This window comes from Euzebyella marina (genome assembly GCF_003687485.1).
Taxonomy (GTDB): domain Bacteria; phylum Bacteroidota; class Bacteroidia; order Flavobacteriales; family Flavobacteriaceae; genus Euzebyella; species Euzebyella marina.
In genome coordinates, this window is sequence record NZ_CP032050.1 from 3,149,771 (window position 1) to 3,171,039 (window position 21,269).

Annotated in this window: 18 protein-coding genes; 12 read left to right on the forward strand and 6 right to left on the reverse strand. The window is 40.2% G+C overall.

Features of this window, described 5'->3' with window-relative positions:
• Window positions 1-117 precede the first annotated feature (117 nt).
• Both D1013_RS13545 and D1013_RS13550 read left to right on the forward strand, forming a co-directional pair.
• The gene (locus D1013_RS13545; protein WP_205601248.1) at window positions 118-3,426 is read left to right on the forward strand and encodes a VCBS repeat-containing protein; all 3,309 of its coding nucleotides are present in this window, start codon (window positions 118-120) and stop codon (window positions 3,424-3,426) included.
• Between the two features lie 11 nt (window positions 3,427-3,437).
• A complete protein-coding gene (locus D1013_RS13550; protein ID WP_121849343.1) occupies window positions 3,438-6,539 on the forward strand; it encodes a DUF5107 domain-containing protein in 3,102 nt (1,033 codons plus the stop codon).
• A gap of 45 nt (window positions 6,540-6,584) precedes the next feature.
• Here the strand turns inward: D1013_RS13550 and D1013_RS13555 are convergent, their stop codons facing one another.
• On the reverse strand, window positions 6,585-7,433 hold the full coding sequence (locus tag D1013_RS13555; RefSeq protein ID WP_121849344.1) for a DUF2911 domain-containing protein: 849 nt from the start codon (window positions 7,431-7,433) through the stop codon (window positions 6,585-6,587).
• 233 nt (window positions 7,434-7,666) lie between these two features.
• On the opposite strand from D1013_RS13555, the gene D1013_RS13560 reads away from it, so the two are divergent.
• From D1013_RS13560 to D1013_RS13570, 3 genes are read left to right on the forward strand one after another with little or no spacing between them, the layout of a single operon-like run.
• The gene (locus D1013_RS13560) at window positions 7,667-8,164 is read left to right on the forward strand and encodes an SRPBCC family protein (protein WP_121849345.1); all 498 of its coding nucleotides are present in this window, start codon (window positions 7,667-7,669) and stop codon (window positions 8,162-8,164) included.
• Between the two features lie 41 nt (window positions 8,165-8,205).
• Complete coding sequence (locus D1013_RS13565) at window positions 8,206-8,898, forward strand: SDR family NAD(P)-dependent oxidoreductase (RefSeq protein WP_121849346.1); 693 nt, start codon at window positions 8,206-8,208, stop codon at window positions 8,896-8,898.
• 39 nt (window positions 8,899-8,937) lie between these two features.
• Complete coding sequence (locus D1013_RS13570; protein WP_121849347.1) at window positions 8,938-10,248, forward strand: cryptochrome/photolyase family protein; 1,311 nt, start codon at window positions 8,938-8,940, stop codon at window positions 10,246-10,248.
• 2 nt (window positions 10,249-10,250) lie between these two features.
• Here the strand turns inward: D1013_RS13570 and D1013_RS13575 are convergent, their stop codons facing one another.
• Window positions 10,251-11,300 carry a DUF6340 family protein gene (locus D1013_RS13575; RefSeq protein WP_121849348.1) on the reverse strand — a complete coding sequence of 350 codons (1,050 nt, stop codon included), beginning with the start codon at window positions 11,298-11,300 and terminating at the stop codon, window positions 10,251-10,253.
• A 165-nt stretch (window positions 11,301-11,465) separates the two neighbouring features.
• Between D1013_RS13575 and D1013_RS13580 the strand changes: the two genes are divergently transcribed.
• Both D1013_RS13580 and D1013_RS13585 read left to right on the forward strand, forming a co-directional pair.
• Entirely contained in the window at window positions 11,466-11,918 is a 453-nt protein-coding gene (locus D1013_RS13580) for a VOC family protein (protein ID WP_121850734.1), read from the forward strand.
• A gap of 17 nt (window positions 11,919-11,935) precedes the next feature.
• A complete protein-coding gene (locus D1013_RS13585) occupies window positions 11,936-12,934 on the forward strand; it encodes a pirin family protein (protein WP_121849349.1) in 999 nt (332 codons plus the stop codon).
• Window positions 12,935-13,360: 426 nt separating this feature from the next.
• Here D1013_RS13585 and murA read toward each other — a convergent pair whose 3' ends face one another.
• The 3 genes from murA to D1013_RS13605 form a co-directional block, all read right to left on the reverse strand.
• Window positions 13,361-14,668, reverse strand: coding sequence for a UDP-N-acetylglucosamine 1-carboxyvinyltransferase (gene murA, locus D1013_RS13595; protein ID WP_121849351.1), 1,308 nt, complete (start codon window positions 14,666-14,668; stop codon window positions 13,361-13,363).
• A 15-nt stretch (window positions 14,669-14,683) separates the two neighbouring features.
• On the reverse strand, window positions 14,684-15,334 hold the full coding sequence (locus D1013_RS13600) for a DUF4290 domain-containing protein (RefSeq protein WP_121849352.1): 651 nt from the start codon (window positions 15,332-15,334) through the stop codon (window positions 14,684-14,686).
• Between the two features lie 80 nt (window positions 15,335-15,414).
• Window positions 15,415-15,702, reverse strand: coding sequence for a DUF493 domain-containing protein (locus D1013_RS13605; protein WP_121849353.1), 288 nt, complete (start codon window positions 15,700-15,702; stop codon window positions 15,415-15,417).
• Window positions 15,703-15,790: 88 nt separating this feature from the next.
• Here D1013_RS13605 and D1013_RS13610 point away from each other — a divergent pair, with 88 nt between their 5' ends.
• From D1013_RS13610 to D1013_RS13630, 5 genes are all read left to right on the forward strand, one after another.
• Window positions 15,791-16,354, forward strand: coding sequence for an AAA family ATPase (locus D1013_RS13610; RefSeq protein WP_121849354.1), 564 nt, complete (start codon window positions 15,791-15,793; stop codon window positions 16,352-16,354).
• Entirely contained in the window at window positions 16,354-18,255 is a 1,902-nt protein-coding gene (locus D1013_RS13615; RefSeq protein WP_121849355.1) for a RecQ family ATP-dependent DNA helicase, read from the forward strand. The genes D1013_RS13610 and D1013_RS13615 overlap by 1 nt, the downstream gene beginning before the upstream one ends.
• Window positions 18,256-18,281: 26 nt before the next feature.
• On the forward strand, window positions 18,282-19,229 hold the full coding sequence (gene fmt / locus D1013_RS13620; RefSeq protein ID WP_121849356.1) for a methionyl-tRNA formyltransferase: 948 nt from the start codon (window positions 18,282-18,284) through the stop codon (window positions 19,227-19,229).
• Window positions 19,230-19,405: 176 nt separating this feature from the next.
• Complete coding sequence (locus D1013_RS13625; RefSeq protein ID WP_072994911.1) at window positions 19,406-19,678, forward strand: HU family DNA-binding protein; 273 nt, start codon at window positions 19,406-19,408, stop codon at window positions 19,676-19,678.
• Between the two features lie 119 nt (window positions 19,679-19,797).
• Window positions 19,798-20,358, forward strand: coding sequence for a YqgE/AlgH family protein (locus D1013_RS13630; RefSeq protein ID WP_121849357.1), 561 nt, complete (start codon window positions 19,798-19,800; stop codon window positions 20,356-20,358).
• 9 nt (window positions 20,359-20,367) lie between these two features.
• Here the strand turns inward: D1013_RS13630 and D1013_RS13635 are convergent, their stop codons facing one another.
• Entirely contained in the window at window positions 20,368-21,213 is an 846-nt protein-coding gene (locus D1013_RS13635) for an aminotransferase class IV (protein WP_121849358.1), read from the reverse strand.
• Window positions 21,214-21,269 lie beyond the last annotated feature (56 nt).

The window sequence follows — 21,269 nt, forward strand, 5'->3', positions numbered from 1 at the left end:
AGTAAAAACCTGTAGAATTGAAATTTTCTACAGGTTTTTTATTTAAACATATGCCCATCCTAATCCTGAATAATTCTGAAAATCATTATTTTCAGCTACACCTTTTAAACATACCCCATGATGTTGAAAATACCGACCCAACTCCTTCCTTTTTTTTCGGTTCTATTGTTTTTAGGCAGTTGTTCTAAAGGTGATAAAAGCAAAATGTTCACTCTATTGCCCGAATCCAAAACCAATATCAAGTTCAAAAATATATTACAAGAAACAGAAGAGTTTAATATTCTTACTTACGGATATATTTATAACGGTGGCGGTGTATCAGTTGGTGATATCAACAACGATGGCCTTCAGGATATTTATTTTACCGGTAGTATGGTCGGTAGCCACCTTTATCTAAATAAGGGAAATTTAGAATTTGAAGAAATTGCCAAAGAAGCGGGAGTCTTTGCCGAAGGTCTTTGGAATACCGGCACCACCATGGTTGACATCAATTCCGATGGTCTATTGGATATTTATGTTTGTCGTTCAGCCGCACACGATGATTTTAAAAGAAAGAACTTGCTCTTCATTAACAATGGTGATTTGACATTTACCGAGAAAGCCGCAGAATATGGTATCGATGACCCGGGCTACTCAACACAAGGAGCATTTTTTGATTATGATAAAGATGGTGACCTTGATTTGTATGTGGTAAACCACTCGGTACAAGAATATGCCAGCTTTAGAAATATATCTACCAACTTAAAAAGTAAGCGAAACCCTTATTACGAAGATCATTTTTATATCAATGAAAACGGTAACTTTTTGATTTCAAATGACAAAGTCGGCTTAATATCAAATGTTTTGGGCTTTGGCCTAGGTGTCGCTGTTTCAGATGTAAACAATGATACTTGGCCCGATTTGTACATAACGAATGATTTCAACGAACAAGATTATTTATACATCAACAATCAAGACGGCACTTTCACAGAGAGTTTAGAAAAATTCATAGGCCATACATCACACTTTTCAATGGGTTCTGACATCGCCGATATTAACAACGACGGCTACCCTGAAATAATGACCTTAGATATGTTACCTGAAGGCAATTTCAGGCAAAAAATGGTCTCAGGCCCCGATAACTATGATAAGTTTCAATTTCTGGTCAAATCAGGTTTTTACCATCAATCGATGCGTAATATGATGCACCTTAACAATCAGGGCAACTCTTTTTCAGAAATAGGTCAACTATCAGGCATTCATTCTACCGATTGGAGTTGGGCCCCGTTATGGGTCGATCTAGATAATGATGGTTTAAAAGACCTGTTCATCACCAATGGTGTTAAGCGTGATTACACCAATATGGATTTTATGAATTATGCGGTTCAACAAAAAATGGAAGAGAACAAAGTGGGCGCAGAAATGGCCATCAATGACCTATTGAAACACATTCCTTCCAGTATTGAAGAAAATTACACTTATAAAAATAATGGCAATCTGTCTTTTTCAAAGATGAACGAGGCGTGGGGTCTTGATCAAAAAACCCTATCTAATGGTGCCGCTTATGCCGACCTCGATAATGACGGTGATTTTGACCTTATTGTCAACAATACCGATGAACGAGCCTTCATTTATCGAAACAATTCGGAATCTCATGACAGTAATAACTATCTGAAGCTGCTTTTAAAAGGTGACAATAAAAACACTTTCGGAATAGGTTCGAAGGTTGAAATAAAGATTGGTGAGAGAAAGCTAGTTCAAGAGTTTATGCCTTCCAGAGGCTTTCAATCTTCTATAGACTACAATTTAATTTTTGGCTTGGGCAATGATTCCATTGTTGATGAACTAACGGTCACATGGCCCGACAAAAGAGTAGAATCCATCAAAAAAATTAAATCGAACCAGACCCTTTTATTGGAGCAAAAAAATGCTAATCAGATTAATTATAATGCCCCAGAGCCCAAGAGGAAATTTTTGGTAGACCTAGATAGAGATAGCTTGATAAACTTTAAACACCAAGAAAACAACTTTATCGATTTTAAAAATGAGCAATTACTTCCCCATAAATTATCAGTAGAAGGCCCAGCTTTAGCCGTGGGAGATATTAACAACGATGGTTTCGACGATGTTTTTATTGGTGGGGCCAAAGGTCAATCGGGGTCCCTTTACATTCAAACAAAAAATGGCCGTTTTAGTCAGCGAGATTTACCTTCTTCAGAAATGTTTGAAGATACCGACGCCCTCTTTTTCGATGCCGATAACGATAAAGACCTAGATTTATATGTGGTGAGTGGTGGCCATGAGCAACAAGTCGGTAGTAGCGAACTTCAAGACCGCTTATATATTAATGACGGTAATGGTTATTTTAAGATAATAGAAACCAACCTACCGAAAATAACAACCAATGGGTCTTGCGTCAAGGCAGCCGACTATGATAATGATGGAGACCTTGATTTATTTATCGGTGGCAGATCTATACCGGGCAAATACCCCAATTCGCCAAAAAGCTACCTATTGCAGAACGATGGTTTGGGAAAATTTCAAGATGTAACGGAAAAGTCTTTTAAGAATCTGGCTGAAATAGGAATGGTCACAGATGCCATGTGGACCGATTTTAACGGAGATCAAGTAATTGATTTAATTGTGGTTGGCGAATACATGCCAATAGAGTTGTTTGAAAATAATGGCAAGGAGTTCAGGGATGTAACGGCCAATTCCGGTCTTCAAGATAGTGAGGGCTGGTGGAACGCCATTGAGCAAGCTGATTTTGATAATGACGGGGATATGGATTATATCGTCGGCAACTTCGGACTCAATTCTCAGTTAAAAGCTTCTCCCGAACAACCGGTAAAACTGTATTCAAAAGACTTTGACGGAAATGGTTCACTTGACCCTATTTTGACCTCTTATTTAATGGGTGAAAGCTATCCTGTTTTTTCCAAAGATGACTTGGTCGGTCAACTTAGCGGCCTAAAAAACAAATACATTAACTACTCCGATTACGCCGATCAAAAAATAACTGACATTTTCAATGCCCAGCAGTTATCTGATGCAAAAGTATTGGCAGCAAAAAACTTTGCTACATCTTATGTTGAGAACTTAGGAAATGGTCAGTTCAAAATAACCTCATTACCTGTTCAGGCCCAATTTGCCCCTATTTACGGAATTTTAATAAATGACTTTAATTCCGATGGGAATTTGGATGTTCTTCTAGCAGGAAATTTCTATGGCACCCGAGTTAAATACGGTCGTTACGATGCCGATAAGGGCACCCTTCTTTTGGGCGATGGAAGCGGAAATTTTAGAACTACAAACTCTTCAGAAAGCGGTCTAAATATTAATGGTGAAGTCAGAGATATCAAATTAGTATCAACTTCCTCTGGCCCCAAATATATTTTGTTCGCAAGAAATAATGAAACTATGGCCATATATGGTCTTAACCCTTAAAAAAATCAGACTTGAACCGATTATACCAAAACTTTCATCTAGCCATTGCATTCTTCTGTTTTACCTCATTTTTTGCACAAGATGCAACCGTTACTGAAGGAATTTTATCGCTGAGCACCTACGGTTTTGACAAACCAAATGCCTTACCAATCTTAGCAGATAACCCAAAAATCTATCCCTACTTCAAGTTTGAAGAATATACCCATAAGCCCGAAAAACGAGATTGGAAAGTCGTAACCTTAGAAAATGAATTCATAAAGGTTTTTATACTTCCGGAAATAGGTGGCAAAGTTTGGGGAGCTATCGAAAAAAGTACGGGAGAAGAGTTTCTCTATAAAAATGAAGTCATAAAATTTAGAAATATTGCCATGCGAGGCCCGTGGACATCGGGTGGTATAGAATTTAATTTTGGCATTATCGGGCATCATCCGGGCACTGCGACCCCGGTCAATTATGTCACCAAGAAAAATGCAGATGGTAGTGTAAGCTGTTTTGTAGGCTCTACCGATTTACCTTCTGAAACAACATGGCAAGTTGAGATAAGACTTGAAAAAAATAAAGCCTATTTCGAAACCAATGTCTCATGGTATAATGGGTCTCCCCTATCCCAATCTTATTATAATTGGATGACGGGTGCCGCTGCGGCTACTGATGACTTAGAATTTTACATTCCTGGTAATAAATATCTCGAGCATGATGGAACAGCAAAAGATTGGCCCATTGATAATCAGGGAAGAAATCTTTGGCGGTACCAAGAGAACAATTTCGGCCCGTCAAAATCTTACCATGTAGTGGGCGAATACAACGATTTTTTCGGTGGATATTATAAGAATTCAGACTTCGGGTTTGGGCAATGGTCGCCATATGAAGAAATGCCAGGGCAAAAACTGTGGCTTTGGTCATTATCAAGATCAGGAGGTATTTGGGAAGATTTATTAACCGACTCCGATGGACAATATATAGAGTTTCAGGCCGGTAGATTGTTCAATCAGTATTTTCCCGGAGCAATTAACCCTATTAGCCAAGTTAGTTTCGACCCATTCAGTATGGAGAAATGGAGCGAAATTTGGTTTCCCTATAAAAAAATAGGTGGTATGGTCGATGCATCACCCCATGGGGTTTTGAATGTGACCAAAGAGAACAATAAATTGATAGTCGGGTTGAATGCCTTACAACAGCTAAAACACACCTTGACTATAAAAAGTAAAGGTAAGATCATCTTTGAAGAAAATATAGAACTCTCTCCCATGGAGGTATTTTCAACAGAGGTTAATGCGGTTACCGATGGCCCAATAGAAGTCGAACTGCAAGGCACTGAACTGTCTTATAATTCCGACCCCAATACGCTTTCTTTAAAAAGACCCTTTTCCTCCACCGACATTGAAATTTCAGAATCTGAAAATGAAGTATTCAAAGGAATTGAGGCCAAGGAGTATAGAGAATACGAAAATGCCAAGAAACAGTTTACGAACATTCTTGCCAAAAATGCCTCGGACCAACGAGCACTGATTCATTTGGCCGATATAGAAATCAGGGAAATGAAATATGACAGTGCCCTGTACTACCTAAACAGGGCTTTAAAATTTGACACCTATAACTCTTCTGCCAACTATTTATCTGGTATTGCCTACCGAATGTCAAACGATACTATCAATGCTTTAGAATCCTTCGGCTGGGCGGCAAGGGATATGAAATTTCGATCGGTCGCCTTTGCCCAAATGGCAGAACTGTATTTATCGAATAAAAATAAGGAGAGGGCAAGCTATTATTCAAAAAAGGCCTTGGATTTCAATACCTACAATTTGAATGCCCGAAAAGTTCAAGTGATAATCGCTCGTATTACCGAAAATACAGACCTCTACAAGAACCTTTGTAAAGAGTATGAAGAGTTATTCCCTTTAGATCATTTCATCACCGTAGAAAAGCAATTGGCCAACCAGAAAAGAATTCAACTAGATTTAGCCAACGAATTCGCATCAGAGACAATTCTAGGTCTTGCCATGGATTATTATAAATTATCTCTCTTAGATGAGGCCAAACAAATTTTGGAAATAAATAAGAACTATGTAAAAAATAATATCTGGTCTGCCTACTTAAGCAATGATACTGAAATATTAGGGCCTTTGAAGAGAGAACCTATTGACTTTGTTCTTCCTTACCGGTCGGAAACGGTAGAAGTATTGGAATGGGCTTCACAAAACAATGACAGTTGGAAATTCAAATATTATTTGGCTCTCAATTACTTGGCGTTGGGAAGATTAAAAGAAGGAAAGGAAATATTACAGAACCTTAACGACATCCCAGATTCAGAAATCTTCTATCTGTTCAGGGCAAAAATGCTGAAAGATAGGTCTTATCCTGACCTGTTGGCCGATTATCAAAAAGCTCTGGAACTCAACAAAAATGATTGGAAAATCTGGGAAGAAAATATTCTTTTTCAGCTGAATTCAGAAAAAAACAATGAGGCACTAGATCTAGCTAAAAAAGCGGTGAAAAAGTTTTCCTCTAATTACAACTTAGAATTAGCCTATGTCAAGGCACTTGTACAAAAAAAAGACTTCAAGAAAGCGATAGAGGTACTTTACACCATTCAAATTCTACCTTTTGAACATGCTAGCGAAAGTAGGAGTTTATATGAAAAAGCTCATTTAGCACTTGCCAAAGAAAAATTGGATAAGAAAAATTACGAAGAAGCGATAGAAATACTGGAAAAGGCAAAGAAATGGCCTGAAAATATTGGGATTGGAAAGCCTTATAACCCTGATGAGAGGGCCCAAGACTATTTGCTGGCAGTTGGTTATGAATATATTGGTGAAACTGAGAAAAATCTACAAATCTTGAATGAGATAGTTGAGTACACCTATTCTGCTTTACCAAAGAATTCCTTTAATCACCTATATGGCCTATTAGCTTTGAATAAATTGAAAAAAACCAACGAACTCAAGGAGTTTCAAAATGTACTGGAGGACAAATCAAAAGAGGAGAATCAGGCTGCAACGAAGCTTGCTTTAGATTACTGGCTAAATAAAAATAGGACGGAAAATCCCAACCAACCAAATCACTCAAAATTAGATATACAAAAAGAAGTGGCCTTGTGGGCATTACAAAACTAAAAATGCCCCATTTCTGGGGCATTTTGATAAACTATCTATGTCACTTTACTTAGCTCCCCATTCTTGTAGAGAGGCTGTGTTCATTTTTACATAGTCATCGTTACCCGCTTCTTTAGCTTTTGCCAATGAAGCCTTTGCAGCTTTGATTGCACCTTTTTTATCTCCGGCCTTGGCTTTGATCAATGATTGTTGCCTTAATTGCCAAAAAGCAGGCTCTTCGGTCATTTCCATAGCTTTGTCCATCCACTTATCTGCTTGGGAAACGTCTTTACCTTCGCTAAAATAATAGGTGGCGGCAGCATAGTAGTCATTGGCCTTTGGACTTCCGGACATTGCACTCTCGATGCTCTCCATCACCTTTTTATCGGTTGGAAATTCTATAGGAATGGCCACATAGGTACGCTCCCACATAATTCCTAAATTCGCGGAATTGCTGGTAAGATCATCAAAAGTTATGGTGAAAGTTTCGATGTCTACAGGTAATTGAAAAGTTTCTACCGTTGTTTTTGCAGCTACCTTACTATCATCCCATTGCTGAGGGTACCCCCCACCATCGGCTTCGGTGTAAAAGAAAACTTCCCATGATTGTTGACCCGGTTTTGTATAGATCGAATATGACCCTGCTTTCAGTTGCTGACCATCTACGGTAACGTCATCGCTAAATGTAATTTTGGTTCGAGCATTGGCACCGGTTCTCCACAACTCACCATATTCTTCAAGGCCTCCAAAAATGGTACGTCCTCGCATAGAAGGGCGTGAATATTCCAAGGTTACATCCGTAAGTCCTACCTTCTGTTCCGTTTTTGAAAATGGGCTGGGCGCCGGGGTATTTATTTGGGCCTGTAAGAAAAAGGAAAAGGCGATGGCCGTGGCTGAAAGTACTAATTTTTTCATCTGAATTGATTTAGAGTTTTTTCAAAACTACTTATAAAGTAAAACCGCATTTGTTAAGAAATCCTTAAAAACCGACTATCTAATAGTTTCGCTAGTATCCGATTATTGTACAACTCTAAGCTATTATGACACAATCGATAGCATTAAAAATGAACTCTTTCAAATAAAATAGTATTTGTTTAAACAATTTAATTTTTTGATAAACAAAATAGCTTTTATTTTTGAAGAAGATTATGAAACTATATCAACTTTACGCAAAGCAAATTCTGCCTATCTCAAAAAAAGAGGCTTGGGATTTTCTATCGGACCCGAAAAACTTGCAAGTAATAACACCCCAACATATGGGGTTCGAAATACTATCGGGTGGTGAACGCCCCATGTTTCCCGGGCAAATCATACAATACATTGTTCAACCTTTTCCATTTTTCAAGACCAGATGGGTCACTGAGATAACCCATGTGGTGGAAGAAGAATACTTTGTCGATGAACAACGATTTGGGCCCTATGAGCTTTGGCACCACAAGCATTTTATCAAACCGGTCGAAATGGGCGTCGAGATGGAAGATGTGATCGATTACAAATTACCTTTCGGTATTTTAGGTCAAATGGCTCACCCGCTGATCATAAAAAAGCAATTACAGCAAATATTTCACTTCCGAGAGCAAAAACTCAAAGAGCTTTTTGGTACTATTCCCGATCAGGAAAACGAACTTAAAATAGTGGGCATTTAACCCGTAAAGTTGTAGTCATAACCTAATTTTAATTTAAAGACATGAAAAGGAATTATTTGTTCATAGGCGGCTCAGAGGGTATGGGCTTGGCCTTGGTGAAATTGTTCCACGAGAAGCATCACTTATTTGTAGCTTCACGTAGTAATGACCAGCTTTCAGGTTTAAATGTTGAGCATATCGCCTTTGATGCCACTCAAGATCATCTAAGCGAACAAAACTTACCTGACTCTCTAGATGGTTTTGTTTATTTTCCGGGAAGCATCAATTTAAGGCCTTTTAAGATGATGAGTTCGGAAAGCTTTCAAGAGGATATGCAAATCAATTTTTTTAGCATGGTCAATAGCCTCAAAGATATCATCGGGCGTATGAAAGAAGGTAGTTCCATTGTATTGTTCAGTACGGTAGCAGTAGAGAAAGGCATGCCCTTTCATACAAGTATTGCAAGTGCCAAAGGTGCCATTGAAGGATTTGCCAAATCTCTGGCCGCCGAATATGCCCCTAAGATCAGGGTGAACGTAATCGCCCCGTCTCTTGTTGATACTTCTTTGGCCGAAAAACTATTGAACAATGATAAAAAGAAAGAGCAAATGGCCGAAAGACATCCACTCAAAAGAATTGGGCATACTGGAGATATCGCTCAATTGGCCAGCTACCTACTTTCAGACAAAAGTAGCTGGGTAACGGGACAAATTTTTAGAATTGATGGTGGTATGTCAACGCTTAATATACACTAGCTTCAAATTTTAGTATTGGTAAAGTAGAAGGATATAAATATGAATGACCCTATTTCGATTTTTTGGTTCAGAAGAGACTTACGTCTTGATGACAATGTAGGTTTTTTATCTGCCCTAAAGGGAGAGCATCGCGTAATGCCCATTTTCATTTTCGATGAAGAAATATTGGATAAATTACCCGAAGACGATGCCCGGGTCACCTTTATTCATGAAAAATTACAGGCAATGCGTAACGAGCTTCAAGAAAACTGTGAAAGCTCTATTGCCATATATCATGGTGCGCCTGAAAATATTTTCAAAACACTAATCTCTGAACATAAAATCAAGAAGGTCTTTACCAACCACGATTATGAACCCTATGCAAAAGAAAGAGACGAGAAAATAAAAAAACTATTAGGGGAGCATGAAATAGATTTTGAAACCTTTAAAGACCAAGTGATTTTTGAGAAAGAAGAGGTAGTGAAAGATGACGGAGATCCCTATATCGTCTATACGCCATACAAGAATAAGTGGAAAGAGAAGTTTGACGCCGATCAACACTTGACCATACACTACACCAGTCAATATCTTAGCAATCTTATTAAAAACACGAGGTTGCCCAACTTATCTTTAAGCGATATAGGCTTTAAGAAATCTAAAATTGAAGTTCCTGATTTTACGGTGACCCCTACCCTAATTCAAAACTATGAAGACACTCGAAACTTTCCTGGCAAAGATGATGGCACCTCTAGGCTTGGGCCTCATCTAAGATTCGGAACGGTCTCCGTGAGAAAAATGGTCAAAAAAGCTATTGCAGAAAAAAATGAAGTCTTTTGGAGTGAGCTTATCTGGAGGGAGTTTTTTATGCAGATTTTATACCATTACCCCCATACGGTTCACGAAGCCTTTAAAAAGAAATACGACCGCATCGACTGGAGAAACAAGGAAAAGGAATTTGAAAAATGGAAAAAAGGTGAAACAGGTTTCAAATTAGTAGATGCCGGCATGCGCCAACTAAATGAAACAGGCTATATGCATAACAGGGTTCGCATGTTGGTAGCGAGTTTTCTCTGCAAACATTTGTTGATCGATTGGAGGTGGGGCGAGGCTTATTTCGCAGAAAAGTTGTTAGACTACGAAATGAGCAGTAATGTAGGTAACTGGCAATGGGCTGCAGGTAGCGGTGTTGATGCGGCCCCTTATTTTAGAATATTTAACCCGATGACGCAAGTAGATAAATTCGACAAAAAATTGAAGTACATTCAGGAGTGGGTACCTGAGCACGACTCCGATAAATACGTTGAAAAAATGGTCGACCACAAAGAGGCCCGTGAACGCTGTCTTAAAGTTTACAAAGAAGCCGTAAGCTAGATTTATCGAGCTAGTTGATGATCAATAATTCTTTTGTTGGCAAGTCTGTTCTTCAGAATATTCACATATCTCAAAGCGTTGCTGATATCATAATCGGTGTACGATTTAGAGGCCCAATCCATAGCGGCATTTAAATCTCCGTTTATTTCATTGATAATGGCCATATTGTAGCACGCGCGACCGGCAATTTTCATATCAGGGTTATTAACTTCTTTCTCCCAAAGTTGTGCTGCTCCTTCCCAATCACCTGTTTGTGCCCTTCGCTGTGCCACCTTAAAATTATCGGTTCCTCTAACAAAATACTCCCTGACCACCCTCTTTCTCAATGGTCGCAAATCGTTGGCATACACACTGCCACTACGGGTGCTACTCTGCAAGACAGCTTCCTTTCTACCGATTACGGCTTCCACAGCTTTCACAGGGTTAATACCTTCCCCTATCGAAACCACTTCATTGGTCTCATTAAATTCGTCTAACAACAGCTTATTTTCTAAATCATAAACGCGCCATCCACTTTTTATCAAAGTGTTTAAGGTTACCCGATGCCCTGGAACAGAGGCCTTGATACCCAAATTATTGGGAATGGTAACCATTGTACCCTCGTAGGAAAACTTGGTATCGGTATCATACATTTCGAGCGATAGCAAGGCATCAACACCTGCATTCGTGCAAATTTCCTGAACCTGTTCCCAACTTAACGGAGCGGGAAAGACCGATAATCCTTTTCGCTGTATCTCAATACCGTCGATTATTTGAATCTCATCGAATCTCTCTTGTCTTGAAAGCTCATCGTATAGTCCGGTAATGGCCGCTTCGGCTCCTTCCTTATCCAGATTTAAACCTTCCAAAGACAATATTTTATCAATCTTATCTGCTGTTTTGTTCGATTCAGAGGGTAAACTTCTATTGATCAGACCGACCTTCATTACATTTGAAGGTACCGTAACCCTTGCAGGTTCCAATACCCCCATAGTCAGGGTACTTGTAGAACTGCAACTGGTTAAAAGAGTAAAAGCCGCTAATGAAAAGATAAAAAGGTAGTTTTTGGTCATGTTGGTAGTTTAAGGTGCTGTTTTTCAACGGTTCAACTTAATGAGATAACCTGTATAAAACTCTGTTACCGTACCTTTTATTGCCTAATGGCGCATTTAAAAGATGTCAGCGTAAGGGCAAAAGTGGTGAAATGGCTATCTTCACCCATCCAATTAAATGAAGCCATGAAGAAAACTATTTTTATTTGTTCCCTACTGCTTACCCTTGTTGCCTTGAACGTGCAAGCCCAATCTTTCGATTTTAAAATCGACCATTTTTCGTTGGTAGTCGAAGATTCTGATAAAAGCGCCGATTTCTATTCTAAAATATTATTGCTTGAAGAGACACCGCACCCAGACAAGGCCCCAGGTTTTCGATGGTTTATCGTTAGTGGAAGTTCTCAGATTCATTTGATAGAAAAAGAGTTTGCACCTTTTGAAAAGAATAAGTCAATGCATCTGTGTTTATCTACCCAAGATTTAGATGGAATGATTGCCCACCTAGAGAAAAACAAGGTGCCGTATTGGGATTGGCCCGGTAAGAAAAGTGCCGTAACCTTGCGTTCAGATGGCGTTCGCCAGATTTACCTTCAAGACCCTGATGGCTATTGGATTGAAATTAATACCGCTAAACACTAACTAAAAACGACCTAAGTATGAACGATGAAGTACTACAGGTATTTAAACTAGGATTTCCTTGGCAGACCCAAGACCCTTTTCTTTTCTGCGTATATCATCTAGATCATTTTCCGAAAGGTAAAGAGGATATGTCTCCGGATGCCGATTTAGAGGGAAGAAACTTAGGAAGCGATTTCGACCCGAGTCAAGATTGGCGCATGTACCACGGGCATACGGTACCGGGTTTTCCTTCGCATCCGCATAGAGGGTTCGAAACCGTAACCATAGCCAATAAAGGTTTTTGTGACCACTCCGATTCGTTGGGGGCTGCAGGACGGTTCGGACTAGGTGACGTTCAGTGGATGACAGCAGGGCGTGGGGTTCAACATTCAGAGATGTTTCCACTTTTGCATACTGACCAGAAAAATACCCTTGAGCTCTTTCAGATTTGGTTGAACCTCCCAAGAAAAAGTAAGTTCGTAGACCCTCATTTCAAGATGTTATGGCATGAAGATATACCTGTTATCGATGAAAATGGTGTAGAGATTAAACTGGTAGCTGGTAAAATAAATGAAACGAAGGCTCTTGCGCCTCCACCGGATTCCTGGGCCAATGATGATACCAATGAAGTAGGCATATTTACCATTTCATTACCGCCAAATGCCACCTATACCCTACCGGCCGCTTCCGAAGGTATTCACAGAACTATTTATTTCTATGAAGGGAACCAAATAACGGTTTCCGATCAAGAAGTAAATGTTAACCATGGTATTTCGGTGCATCCAGAGAAAGCAATCAAGTTAGAAGCGTTAAGCGGTGTTGCGAAATTATTGGTTTTACAAGGAAAACCGATTGACGAGCCAGTAGTCAAATACGGCCCGTTTGTCATGAATACCCAAGAAGAAATATCAAAAGCAATGGATGAATACCGCCTGACCCAATACGGCGGTTGGCCATGGCCACACCCAGACCATGTTCATGAGCGCTCAAGAGGGCGTTTTGCCAAGTACCCTGACGGAACACTGGTAGAAAAATAAATGCAATTAGAAATTTTACAAGCACTGTTTGATTTTGGCCTTTTTGTACTTATATGGCTGGTTCAACTAGTTATTTACCCAAGCTTTCGATATGCCCAAAAAACGAAGCTAATCGAATGGCACCGAATCTATACGCAAAGAATTTCTTATCTGGTAATTCCCCTTATGCTCGGTCAATTGTTGCTGGCTATTTTTCAATTTACGAATCGTATAAGTGGTGTTAACACTACCGTTTTAGTGTTAATTCTATTTCAATGGGCAATCACTTTATTCTACTTTGCCCCTCAGCACAGAAGTATTTCTAGAGGAAATTTTGATTTGAACAGCTTGCACCGATTGGTAAAAATAAATTGGGTCCGTACCGCAGTATGGACCCTCATTTTTATTTTAAGCTTAAAGAGGATTCACCTCTTGTAGTAGTTCTGTCTAGACACGTGTGATTTTGGCCCCAATGGCACGTAATCGGGTATCTATATCTTCATACCCACGGTCGATTTGCTCAATATTATGAATAGTAGAAGTACCTTTTGCCGATAAAGCAGCTATCAAAAGTGACACCCCTGCCCTAATATCGGGGGAGGTCATCGTAGTCGCCTTCAGGGTCGATTTAAAATCGTGACCTATAACCGTGGCCCTGTGTGGGTCGCACAATATAATTTTTGCCCCCATATCTAACAACTTGTCTACAAAGAAAAGACGGCTTTCGAACATTTTTTGATGTATCAAAACCTCACCTTTAGCTTGCGTGGCCACCACTAGAATAATACTTAGCAAATCAGGCGTAAGCCCTGGCCAAGGTGCATCTGCAATGGTAAGGATCGACCCATCGATATAATTCTGTATTTCGTAACCGTTCTTATGTTCGGGAATGTAAATGTCATCACCTTTTCGCTCTAACCGAATTCCCAACTTTTGAAAAACGGTAGGTATTTGCCCAAGGTCGTCCCAACTTACGTTTTTGATGGTCAATTCGCTGCGCGTCATGGCCGCCAACCCGATCCAACTACCGATTTCGATCATATCCGGCAGCATGGTATGTTCAGTACCACCTAGTTGATCGACACCTTCAATAACCAATAAATTAGAGCCTACGCCAGATATTTTTGCTCCCATGCGATTGAGCATCTTGCAAAGCTGTTGAAGGTAAGGTTCACATGCCGCGTTGTAGATGGTTGTTGTACCCTCTGCCAACACAGCGGCCATTAAAATATTAGCCGTTCCGGTTACCGAAGCCTCATCTAGGAGCATGTAGGTGCCTTTCAACTTTTTAGCCTCTACCCCATAGAAGTATTCTTCTTTGTTGTATCGAAATTTGGCGCCTAGATTTATAAAGCCCTCAAAATGCGTATCAAGTCTTCTTCGGCCTATTTTATCACCGCCGGGTTTAGGAATGTATCCTTTTCCGAATCTGGCAAGCAATGGCCCCACCAACATAATCGAACCTCTTAGCCCTCGCCCATCTTGCTTGAATTGCTCTGACTGTAGGTAATCAAGATTGACGTCATCGGCCTTAAAGGTATAGCTACCTTTGCTCTTCTTTTGGATCTTGACCCCAAGGTCTTCCAAAATAGAAATCAATTTGTTGACATCGACAATGTTGGGAATGTTATGAATAGTTACTTCTTCCGCCGTTAACAATACGGCGCAAAGTATTTGCAGGGCTTCATTTTTAGCCCCTTGTGGCGTTATTTCACCGGAAAGGGAGTGACCGCCTTCAATTTTAAAGGTGCCCATGTAAGATTGAGGGTATTAGTATCGCTTTTTGCCGCGATTATTGTTATTTCTTTGGTTCTTTTTCCCCGAGTTACGAGGTGATTTTGAGACTTTATTTTTTAGAAACTGTCCGCTATCGGTCAAGTTCTCGCCCGTTAAATCAATCTGCCCGTCACTTAGTTCGTACAAATGGTCAAAAATTGCCTTGTCGTCCACGGTATCTTTGTTCCAATTGAGGTAGCACTTTTTCATGTGATTGGCAATGGCATACTCGAGTCCATCACGCATATCGCCCTTTTCCCACTTTACCGCCACATCGATCATACGTTTGATGTTGTTACCATAAAACCTGTATTTCGGGTGGTTTTGAGGGTAACCTAGCGGTTCGGGTCTTTGCTGTAAAATTTCCTTACTTGTAATAGGGAAAGGAGATTTAACATCCAATTTAAAATCAGACATTATGAACAATTGATCCCAAAGTTTATGCTGAAAATCCGGCACATCACGCAAATGAGGCTGAATATTGCCCATTACACTGATAATAGCCTGGGCTATTCTATTTCTTTCTTCTTCATCTTCAATCGATACGGCGTAATCGACCATTTTTTGAAAATGCCGACCATATTCGGGTATGATGAGCTTAGACCGCTCGGTATTATATTCTAGGTTTTCTACTGGTGGATTCAATCTGAAATATTTTGCTTAAAAATAAAAGGAAGTACTCAAATAACGCTTGCAAATTAAGAAAATTATGGCTGAAATGCTATTTATAAAGATATTACCCCTTCAACTTTACCGACCTCTTTATACTTTTCAATGACCTGCTCAGGGCTTTTTAGGTTAACGGTAACCGAAACACTGGTGTACTTTCCCTTTTTTGATTGCTTCGATTCGATGACTGCCCCGGTATTATCAAAAATTTTATGTATTTGAGCAATTTTCTCCGGCTCGCTGAGCACTATAAATTTGTACAAATAATCGGATGGCCAAGAGGTGCTTTCCTTTAGTTGTTCACGTAAACGGCTATAAAATTCTTCTGAATTTTTCTGGTCCATAACTATGTTTTGGGCAAAGGTAATCCTTAAATATACGATTTTAAAATAGTTGCGGATTCATTACTTTTGCGCCTACAATACACTTCTATTGAATCTTACAAAAGTAGTTATTACAGGCGGCCCCAGTACGGGTAAAACATCGGTTATCGAGTCTCTTGAGCAAAAGGGGTACCCGTGTGTACATGAGTTGATTCGAACGATGACCGCTGCCGAAAAAAACGCGGGCGAAGAAAACGACTTTACCACCAACCCCATTGTTTCGGTTAAGGATCCCAAAAAATTCAACCAGATGCTTTTAGACGGCCGCATCGAGCAATACCACACCCCATTTGACGCCGACAGCCCAGTAGCTTTCTTTGACAGGGGTATACCCGATGTACACTCGTATATGAACTGTTTCGGCCAAAGCTATGATAAAGCTTTTGAACAGCCCTGTTACGATTATCGCTACGAGCATGTTCTGTTGATGCCACCTTGGGAGGAAATTTACGCGGTCGACAATGAAAGGTTTGAAACCTACGAAGAATCAGTAAACATTTTTGAGAGCCTAAAAAAAACATATACTCATTTCGGGTATCAGGTAGAACTGATCCCTAAAGCGAGTATCGATGAGCGAACCGACTTTATTCTAGACTTTTTAAATTTGACTTGATGCTGTTAGACCCCAGAGAAATTCTTTATCGCAATTGGGGATTTTCAAGTTTTAAAGGTTCCCAAGAAAAAATTATAAGTGCAGTGCTCGAAAACCGAGACGTACTTGCCCTGTTGCCAACTGGCGGTGGCAAATCGGTATGCTTTCAAGTACCGGCACTCGCACGAGACGGTATTTGTATCGTTGTATCGCCATTGATCGCACTGATACAAGACCAAGTAAATGCCCTGAAAGAAAAAGGCATTAAGGCCATCGCTTTAACCGGCGGCATTTCTTTTGAAGAATTGTTCAACCTGCTTGACAATTGCCTGTACGGCGGCTATAAATTTTTATACCTCTCGCCCGAACGTCTACAGCAAGAAGTCGTTTTGGAACGAATCAGGCAGATGAACATTAACCTGATCGCTATCGACGAGGCCCATTGCATATCGCAATGGGGCCATGATTTTAGACCGGCCTATCTAGAATGTGCGAAATTGAGAGAACTGCTTCCCGAAGTTCCCATGATAGCCCTTACCGCCACCGCCACCGATAAAGTTGCGCAGGATATTATTTCAAATCTGGAGTTTGCCAATGAGTTTGTAGTAAAAGACTCTTTTGAAAGAACCAATATAGCCTTTAAGGTCAAGCAGTCTGAAGACAAAAGATATCAGCTAAAAAACCTTTGCCTTAAGAGCCATTCAAGTACGATTGTTTATGTAAGAACTAGGCGATTGACCTTAGAACTGGCCAATTTTCTCAATGCCCAAGGCTGTTCCGCTTCTTATTTTCATGGAGGTATTACCCAAAAGGAAAAAAAAGAAAAGTTACAGGCATGGCTAGACAACAAGGTCAAAGTAATGGTCGCCACCAATGCCTTCGGTATGGGGGTGGACAAGCCAGATGTCTCGCTTGTGGTGCATTATCAGATACCGGACTGTATTGAGAACTATTTTCAAGAAGCGGGCCGGGCCGGGCGAAACGGAAATAAATCAGAAGCCGTTCTATTGATTGATCACAATGACCAACAGCTTCTTAAAAAACAATTTTTAGGGTCATTGCCTGACCCCAGTTCTTTAAAGACCATTTACAAGAAACTCAATAATTACTTTCAAATATCATATGGGGAAGGACATACCGAGAATTTTCAATTAAACTTCAATCATTTTGTCTCTACCTACGGTCTGAACGCATTTTTGACCTACAATGCACTAAAGGTTTTAGACCAATATTCGGTCATATCGCTTTCGGAAACCTTCTCAAAAAAAACTTCGGTAAAGTTCATAGCGAAAAAAAGTTACCTTTTCGACTATTTGGAAATCGACCCGAAGATGGATACAATGGTCAAGACCATTCTTCGCACCTATGGTGGTATTTTTGACTTTGAAACAAAAATCAATACCGTATTAGTAGGTCAAAAATCAGCGATGCCCGAAGAACAAGTGCTTGCCTTATTGACCAAATTAGAAAAAGATGAAATTATCGAGTATAAAAATCAGCATAACGATTTGGAGGTGACCTTTTTGGTACCACGAGAAGATGACCGAACAATTAACGTATTTGGTCATAAAGTAAAAGAACTGAACAGTCAAAAAGCCACCAAAATAGAAGCGATTTTAGACTACATCAATAACCATAAGGTATGCAGGTCGAAACAATTATTGGCCTATTTTGGGGAACGGAAAACCGATGATTGCCGAATCTGTGACGTATGTTCGGCAAAAAAGAAACATACTCTTGACCTAGATGTTATAGAGGTCGCTATTTTAAAACGGCTTACTGAAAAAGCACAAACATCACGTCACCTTATCGAACAATTGGGCTATGACGAGAATGAGGTGCTCACCACCTTAAAAATACTTTTAGAGAAGGGCAAGATCAAAGTTAACCATCAAAACCAGTATGAGCTAAAACGCAAGTAGCGTCGCTCAAAATCACTAGATAACATATGAAAGATTTAAGAATTGTATTCATGGGTACCCCAGAATTTGCGGCAACCACCCTAGAAAAATTGGTAGATGCCGATTATAATGTTGTTGGGGTTATCACCGCACCCGACAGGCCAGCCGGCAGGGGTCGCAAACTACAGGAATCGGCCGTTAAGAAATACGCCGAATCAAAAGGCCTCAAGGTTTTGCAGCCTACCAACTTAAAAAACGAACAGTTTTTAGAAGAGCTCAAGAGTTTGAACGCCAATCTGCAGATAGTGGTTGCGTTTCGAATGCTACCTAAAGCGGTCTGGGCCATGCCCGAGTACGGTACTTTTAACCTTCATGCTTCCCTGCTTCCTCAATATCGGGGGGCGGCACCGATTAATTGGGTTATTATAAACGGGGAAACGGAAACCGGGGCGACCACCTTCTTTATCGATGAGAAAATAGATACCGGTGAAATTATCCTTCAGGAAAAAACATCTATAGCACCCAATGACAATGCAGGCATGCTGCACGACAAACTCATGCATCTGGGTGCAGACTTGGTGATCAAAACCGTAAAAGAAATAGAGCAGGGTACGGTTTCGACCGAAAGACAGCCAATGAACGCAGAATTGAAAGAAGCCTTTAAAATACATAAAGAGACCTGCCTAGTGAACTGGTCGGCATCCCCAGAAAACATTCACAACCATATAAGAGGGTTAAGCCCCTACCCTGCCGCTTGGACTACCCTAATCAATGGTACGGACGAAATTTTGGTCAAAATCTATGACTCAGAAATCGAAAAAGTGGCCCACGACCATACGATAGGCCATATTTTGGCTACCAAAAAAGAACTGAAAGTGGCGGTCAAAGATGGTTTTATCAACTTGCTAGAAGTACAATTACAGGGTAAAAAACGAATGAAAACCCAAGATATGCTCAACGGCATCGATTTGGCAAAAAATGCCCATATGTTGTAAAGCCCCGTCTTTATTGGCCTCCGAGCCGAGTAAAAAAAGCCCTACTTTATTAACAAACCACCTTAGTTATCAACAAAAACCCCTATTTACCCCCGTTTTACTTGCGTTGACAGCAAATCCGTATAAATTTGTTAGACGATTTAAATTATTATAACAACAATTAATTTAATTACATTATGAACAAAACAGAATTGATCGATGCTATGGCAGCAGATGCCGGCATCACAAAAGCGGCAGCTAAAAAAGCATTGGAATCTTTCTTGGGTAACGTTGAAGGTTCTTTGAAAAAAGGTGATCGTGTATCATTGGTCGGCTTCGGATCTTGGTCAGTTTCTAAAAGAAACGCTAGAGAAGGTAGAAACCCTTCAACTGGAAAAACTATCAAAATTGCAGCTAAGAATGTTGTAAAATTCAAAGCTGGTTCAGACTTGGCAAACTCTGTAAACTAATCTGCCAAGAGAATATAATAGCAAAGCGTTTCTTCGGAAACGCTTTTTTTGTGCCTTGTTGCTTGATTTTTATAAGAAATATCTTATTTTAGTTTTGACTAGCACTATTTCTCAAAGCTATGACCGACCTCAAACCAAATAAGGGCAAGTTATTGATTGCCGAACCGGCACTCACCGGCGACGTGTCGTTCAACAGGTCGGTGGTTCTGCTGGCAGAGCATAACGACGAAGGTTCGGTGGGCTTTATCTTGAACAAGCCCCTAGAGTACTTCATTAACGACTTGATCAGCGAAATTTCGATACCCTTTCAGGTATATAATGGTGGGCCCGTTGAGCAAGACAACCTTTATTTTATTCACCGCGTTCCGCATTTGATAGAAAACAGTATTGAAATATCTGACGGTATTTATTGGGGAGGTGATTTTGAAAAAATCATCGACTTGATCAACAAGCAGGTGATTTCTGAACACGACATTCGTTTTTTTCTCGGCTATTCAGGATGGTCTTCGTTACAACTCGACCGTGAACTCTCGTCTAAATCTTGGATCGTGGTTAGAAATGACTACCTAAGCGACATTATCAACAAATCGGCCGATGCCTTTTGGAAAGAAAAGATGCTCGAACTGGGCGGAAGCTATCTATTATGGTCGAACTCACCTGAGAACCCCAGTCTTAACTAGATTTTACTCTTAGGTCAACCTTGCCATTGCGTTAAGCTTACCGACCAACGACTTGGCCTTATCGCTCGTGTAGGTTTTTTTACGGTATTTGGTAATGGGCCGTATGCCCATAATGCTGTTGGTCAGAAAAATTTCATCGGCCTTCTGCAGCTCAAACGGGGAAACCGCACTCTCTTCTAAAACCCAACCTTCGGTCTTCTTGATAATTTCGATAAGTTTCTTACGCACGATACCGTTCAAACAGCCATGTTCTAGCGGGGGTGTCTTAATGGTATTGCCCTTTACCACAAAGATGTTTCCGTTTAAAAACTCGACTATTTGCTTTTGATTATTGATCAACAGACAATTCTGATACCCATTTTCTTCGGCAAAAATGCTTCCGACCACATTAAGGATCTTATTATTGGTCTTCAGGTTCGATAACATATCTGGGTTGATATAAAAATCTTTAAAAAGCTCGACCTCGTAAGCAGTATCGTCAAGCACATAAAACGGACTTGATAAAGGTGAGGTTTCGATCAAAAACGATACGTTATTGGTTTCGGGCAGGTAGAGCCCACCGTCATTTCTAAAAATGGTAAGCCGCACCCTCGCCGCATCCTTTTCAAGTTGATTGGCGCTAATGGTCTCGAGAATCTTTTCCTCCAGGTATTCCATAGTAAACTCCATCGGAATTTCCATTCGTAGAATACGCATCGATGCCATTAACCGAAGGTAATGGTCTTCCCAAAAAATCAATTTCCCATTAATCGATCGCAGCGCTTCGAACAAAGAATCGCCATAACGCAGCCCCCTGTTCTTCGAGCCTAAAAAATTATCGTCATCTGCCAGCAACCGACCGTTGAATTGAACCATAAAAAAAAGCCTTAAAAAATTTAAGGCCCAAAGATACGGTTAATGCTGTAAAGAGA

Excerpts from the sequence above, each read along its gene's own strand:
- murA (WP_121849351.1), bottom strand. The coding sequence starts at position 14,668 with ATGGGCACCTTTAAAATTGAAGGCGGTCACTCCCTTTCCGGTGAAATA.
- fmt (WP_121849356.1), top strand. The coding sequence starts at position 18,282 with ATGAAAGATTTAAGAATTGTATTCATGGGTACCCCAGAATTTGCGGCA.
- D1013_RS13545 (WP_205601248.1), top strand. The coding sequence starts at position 118 with ATGATGTTGAAAATACCGACCCAACTCCTTCCTTTTTTTTCGGTTCTA.
- D1013_RS13580 (WP_121850734.1), top strand. The coding sequence starts at position 11,466 with ATGAAGAAAACTATTTTTATTTGTTCCCTACTGCTTACCCTTGTTGCC.
- D1013_RS13565 (WP_121849346.1), top strand. The coding sequence starts at position 8,206 with ATGAAAAGGAATTATTTGTTCATAGGCGGCTCAGAGGGTATGGGCTTG.
- D1013_RS13555 (WP_121849344.1), bottom strand. The coding sequence starts at position 7,433 with ATGAAAAAATTAGTACTTTCAGCCACGGCCATCGCCTTTTCCTTTTTC.
- D1013_RS13575 (WP_121849348.1), bottom strand. The coding sequence starts at position 11,300 with ATGACCAAAAACTACCTTTTTATCTTTTCATTAGCGGCTTTTACTCTT.
- D1013_RS13585 (WP_121849349.1), top strand. The coding sequence starts at position 11,936 with ATGAACGATGAAGTACTACAGGTATTTAAACTAGGATTTCCTTGGCAG.
- D1013_RS13625 (WP_072994911.1), top strand. The coding sequence starts at position 19,406 with ATGAACAAAACAGAATTGATCGATGCTATGGCAGCAGATGCCGGCATC.
- D1013_RS13615 (WP_121849355.1), top strand. The coding sequence starts at position 16,354 with ATGCTGTTAGACCCCAGAGAAATTCTTTATCGCAATTGGGGATTTTCA.
- D1013_RS13605 (WP_121849353.1), bottom strand. The coding sequence starts at position 15,702 with ATGGACCAGAAAAATTCAGAAGAATTTTATAGCCGTTTACGTGAACAA.
- D1013_RS13560 (WP_121849345.1), top strand. The coding sequence starts at position 7,667 with ATGAAACTATATCAACTTTACGCAAAGCAAATTCTGCCTATCTCAAAA.
- D1013_RS13570 (WP_121849347.1), top strand. The coding sequence starts at position 8,938 with ATGAATGACCCTATTTCGATTTTTTGGTTCAGAAGAGACTTACGTCTT.
- D1013_RS13635 (WP_121849358.1), bottom strand. The coding sequence starts at position 21,213 with ATGGTTCAATTCAACGGTCGGTTGCTGGCAGATGACGATAATTTTTTA.
- D1013_RS13630 (WP_121849357.1), top strand. The coding sequence starts at position 19,798 with ATGACCGACCTCAAACCAAATAAGGGCAAGTTATTGATTGCCGAACCG.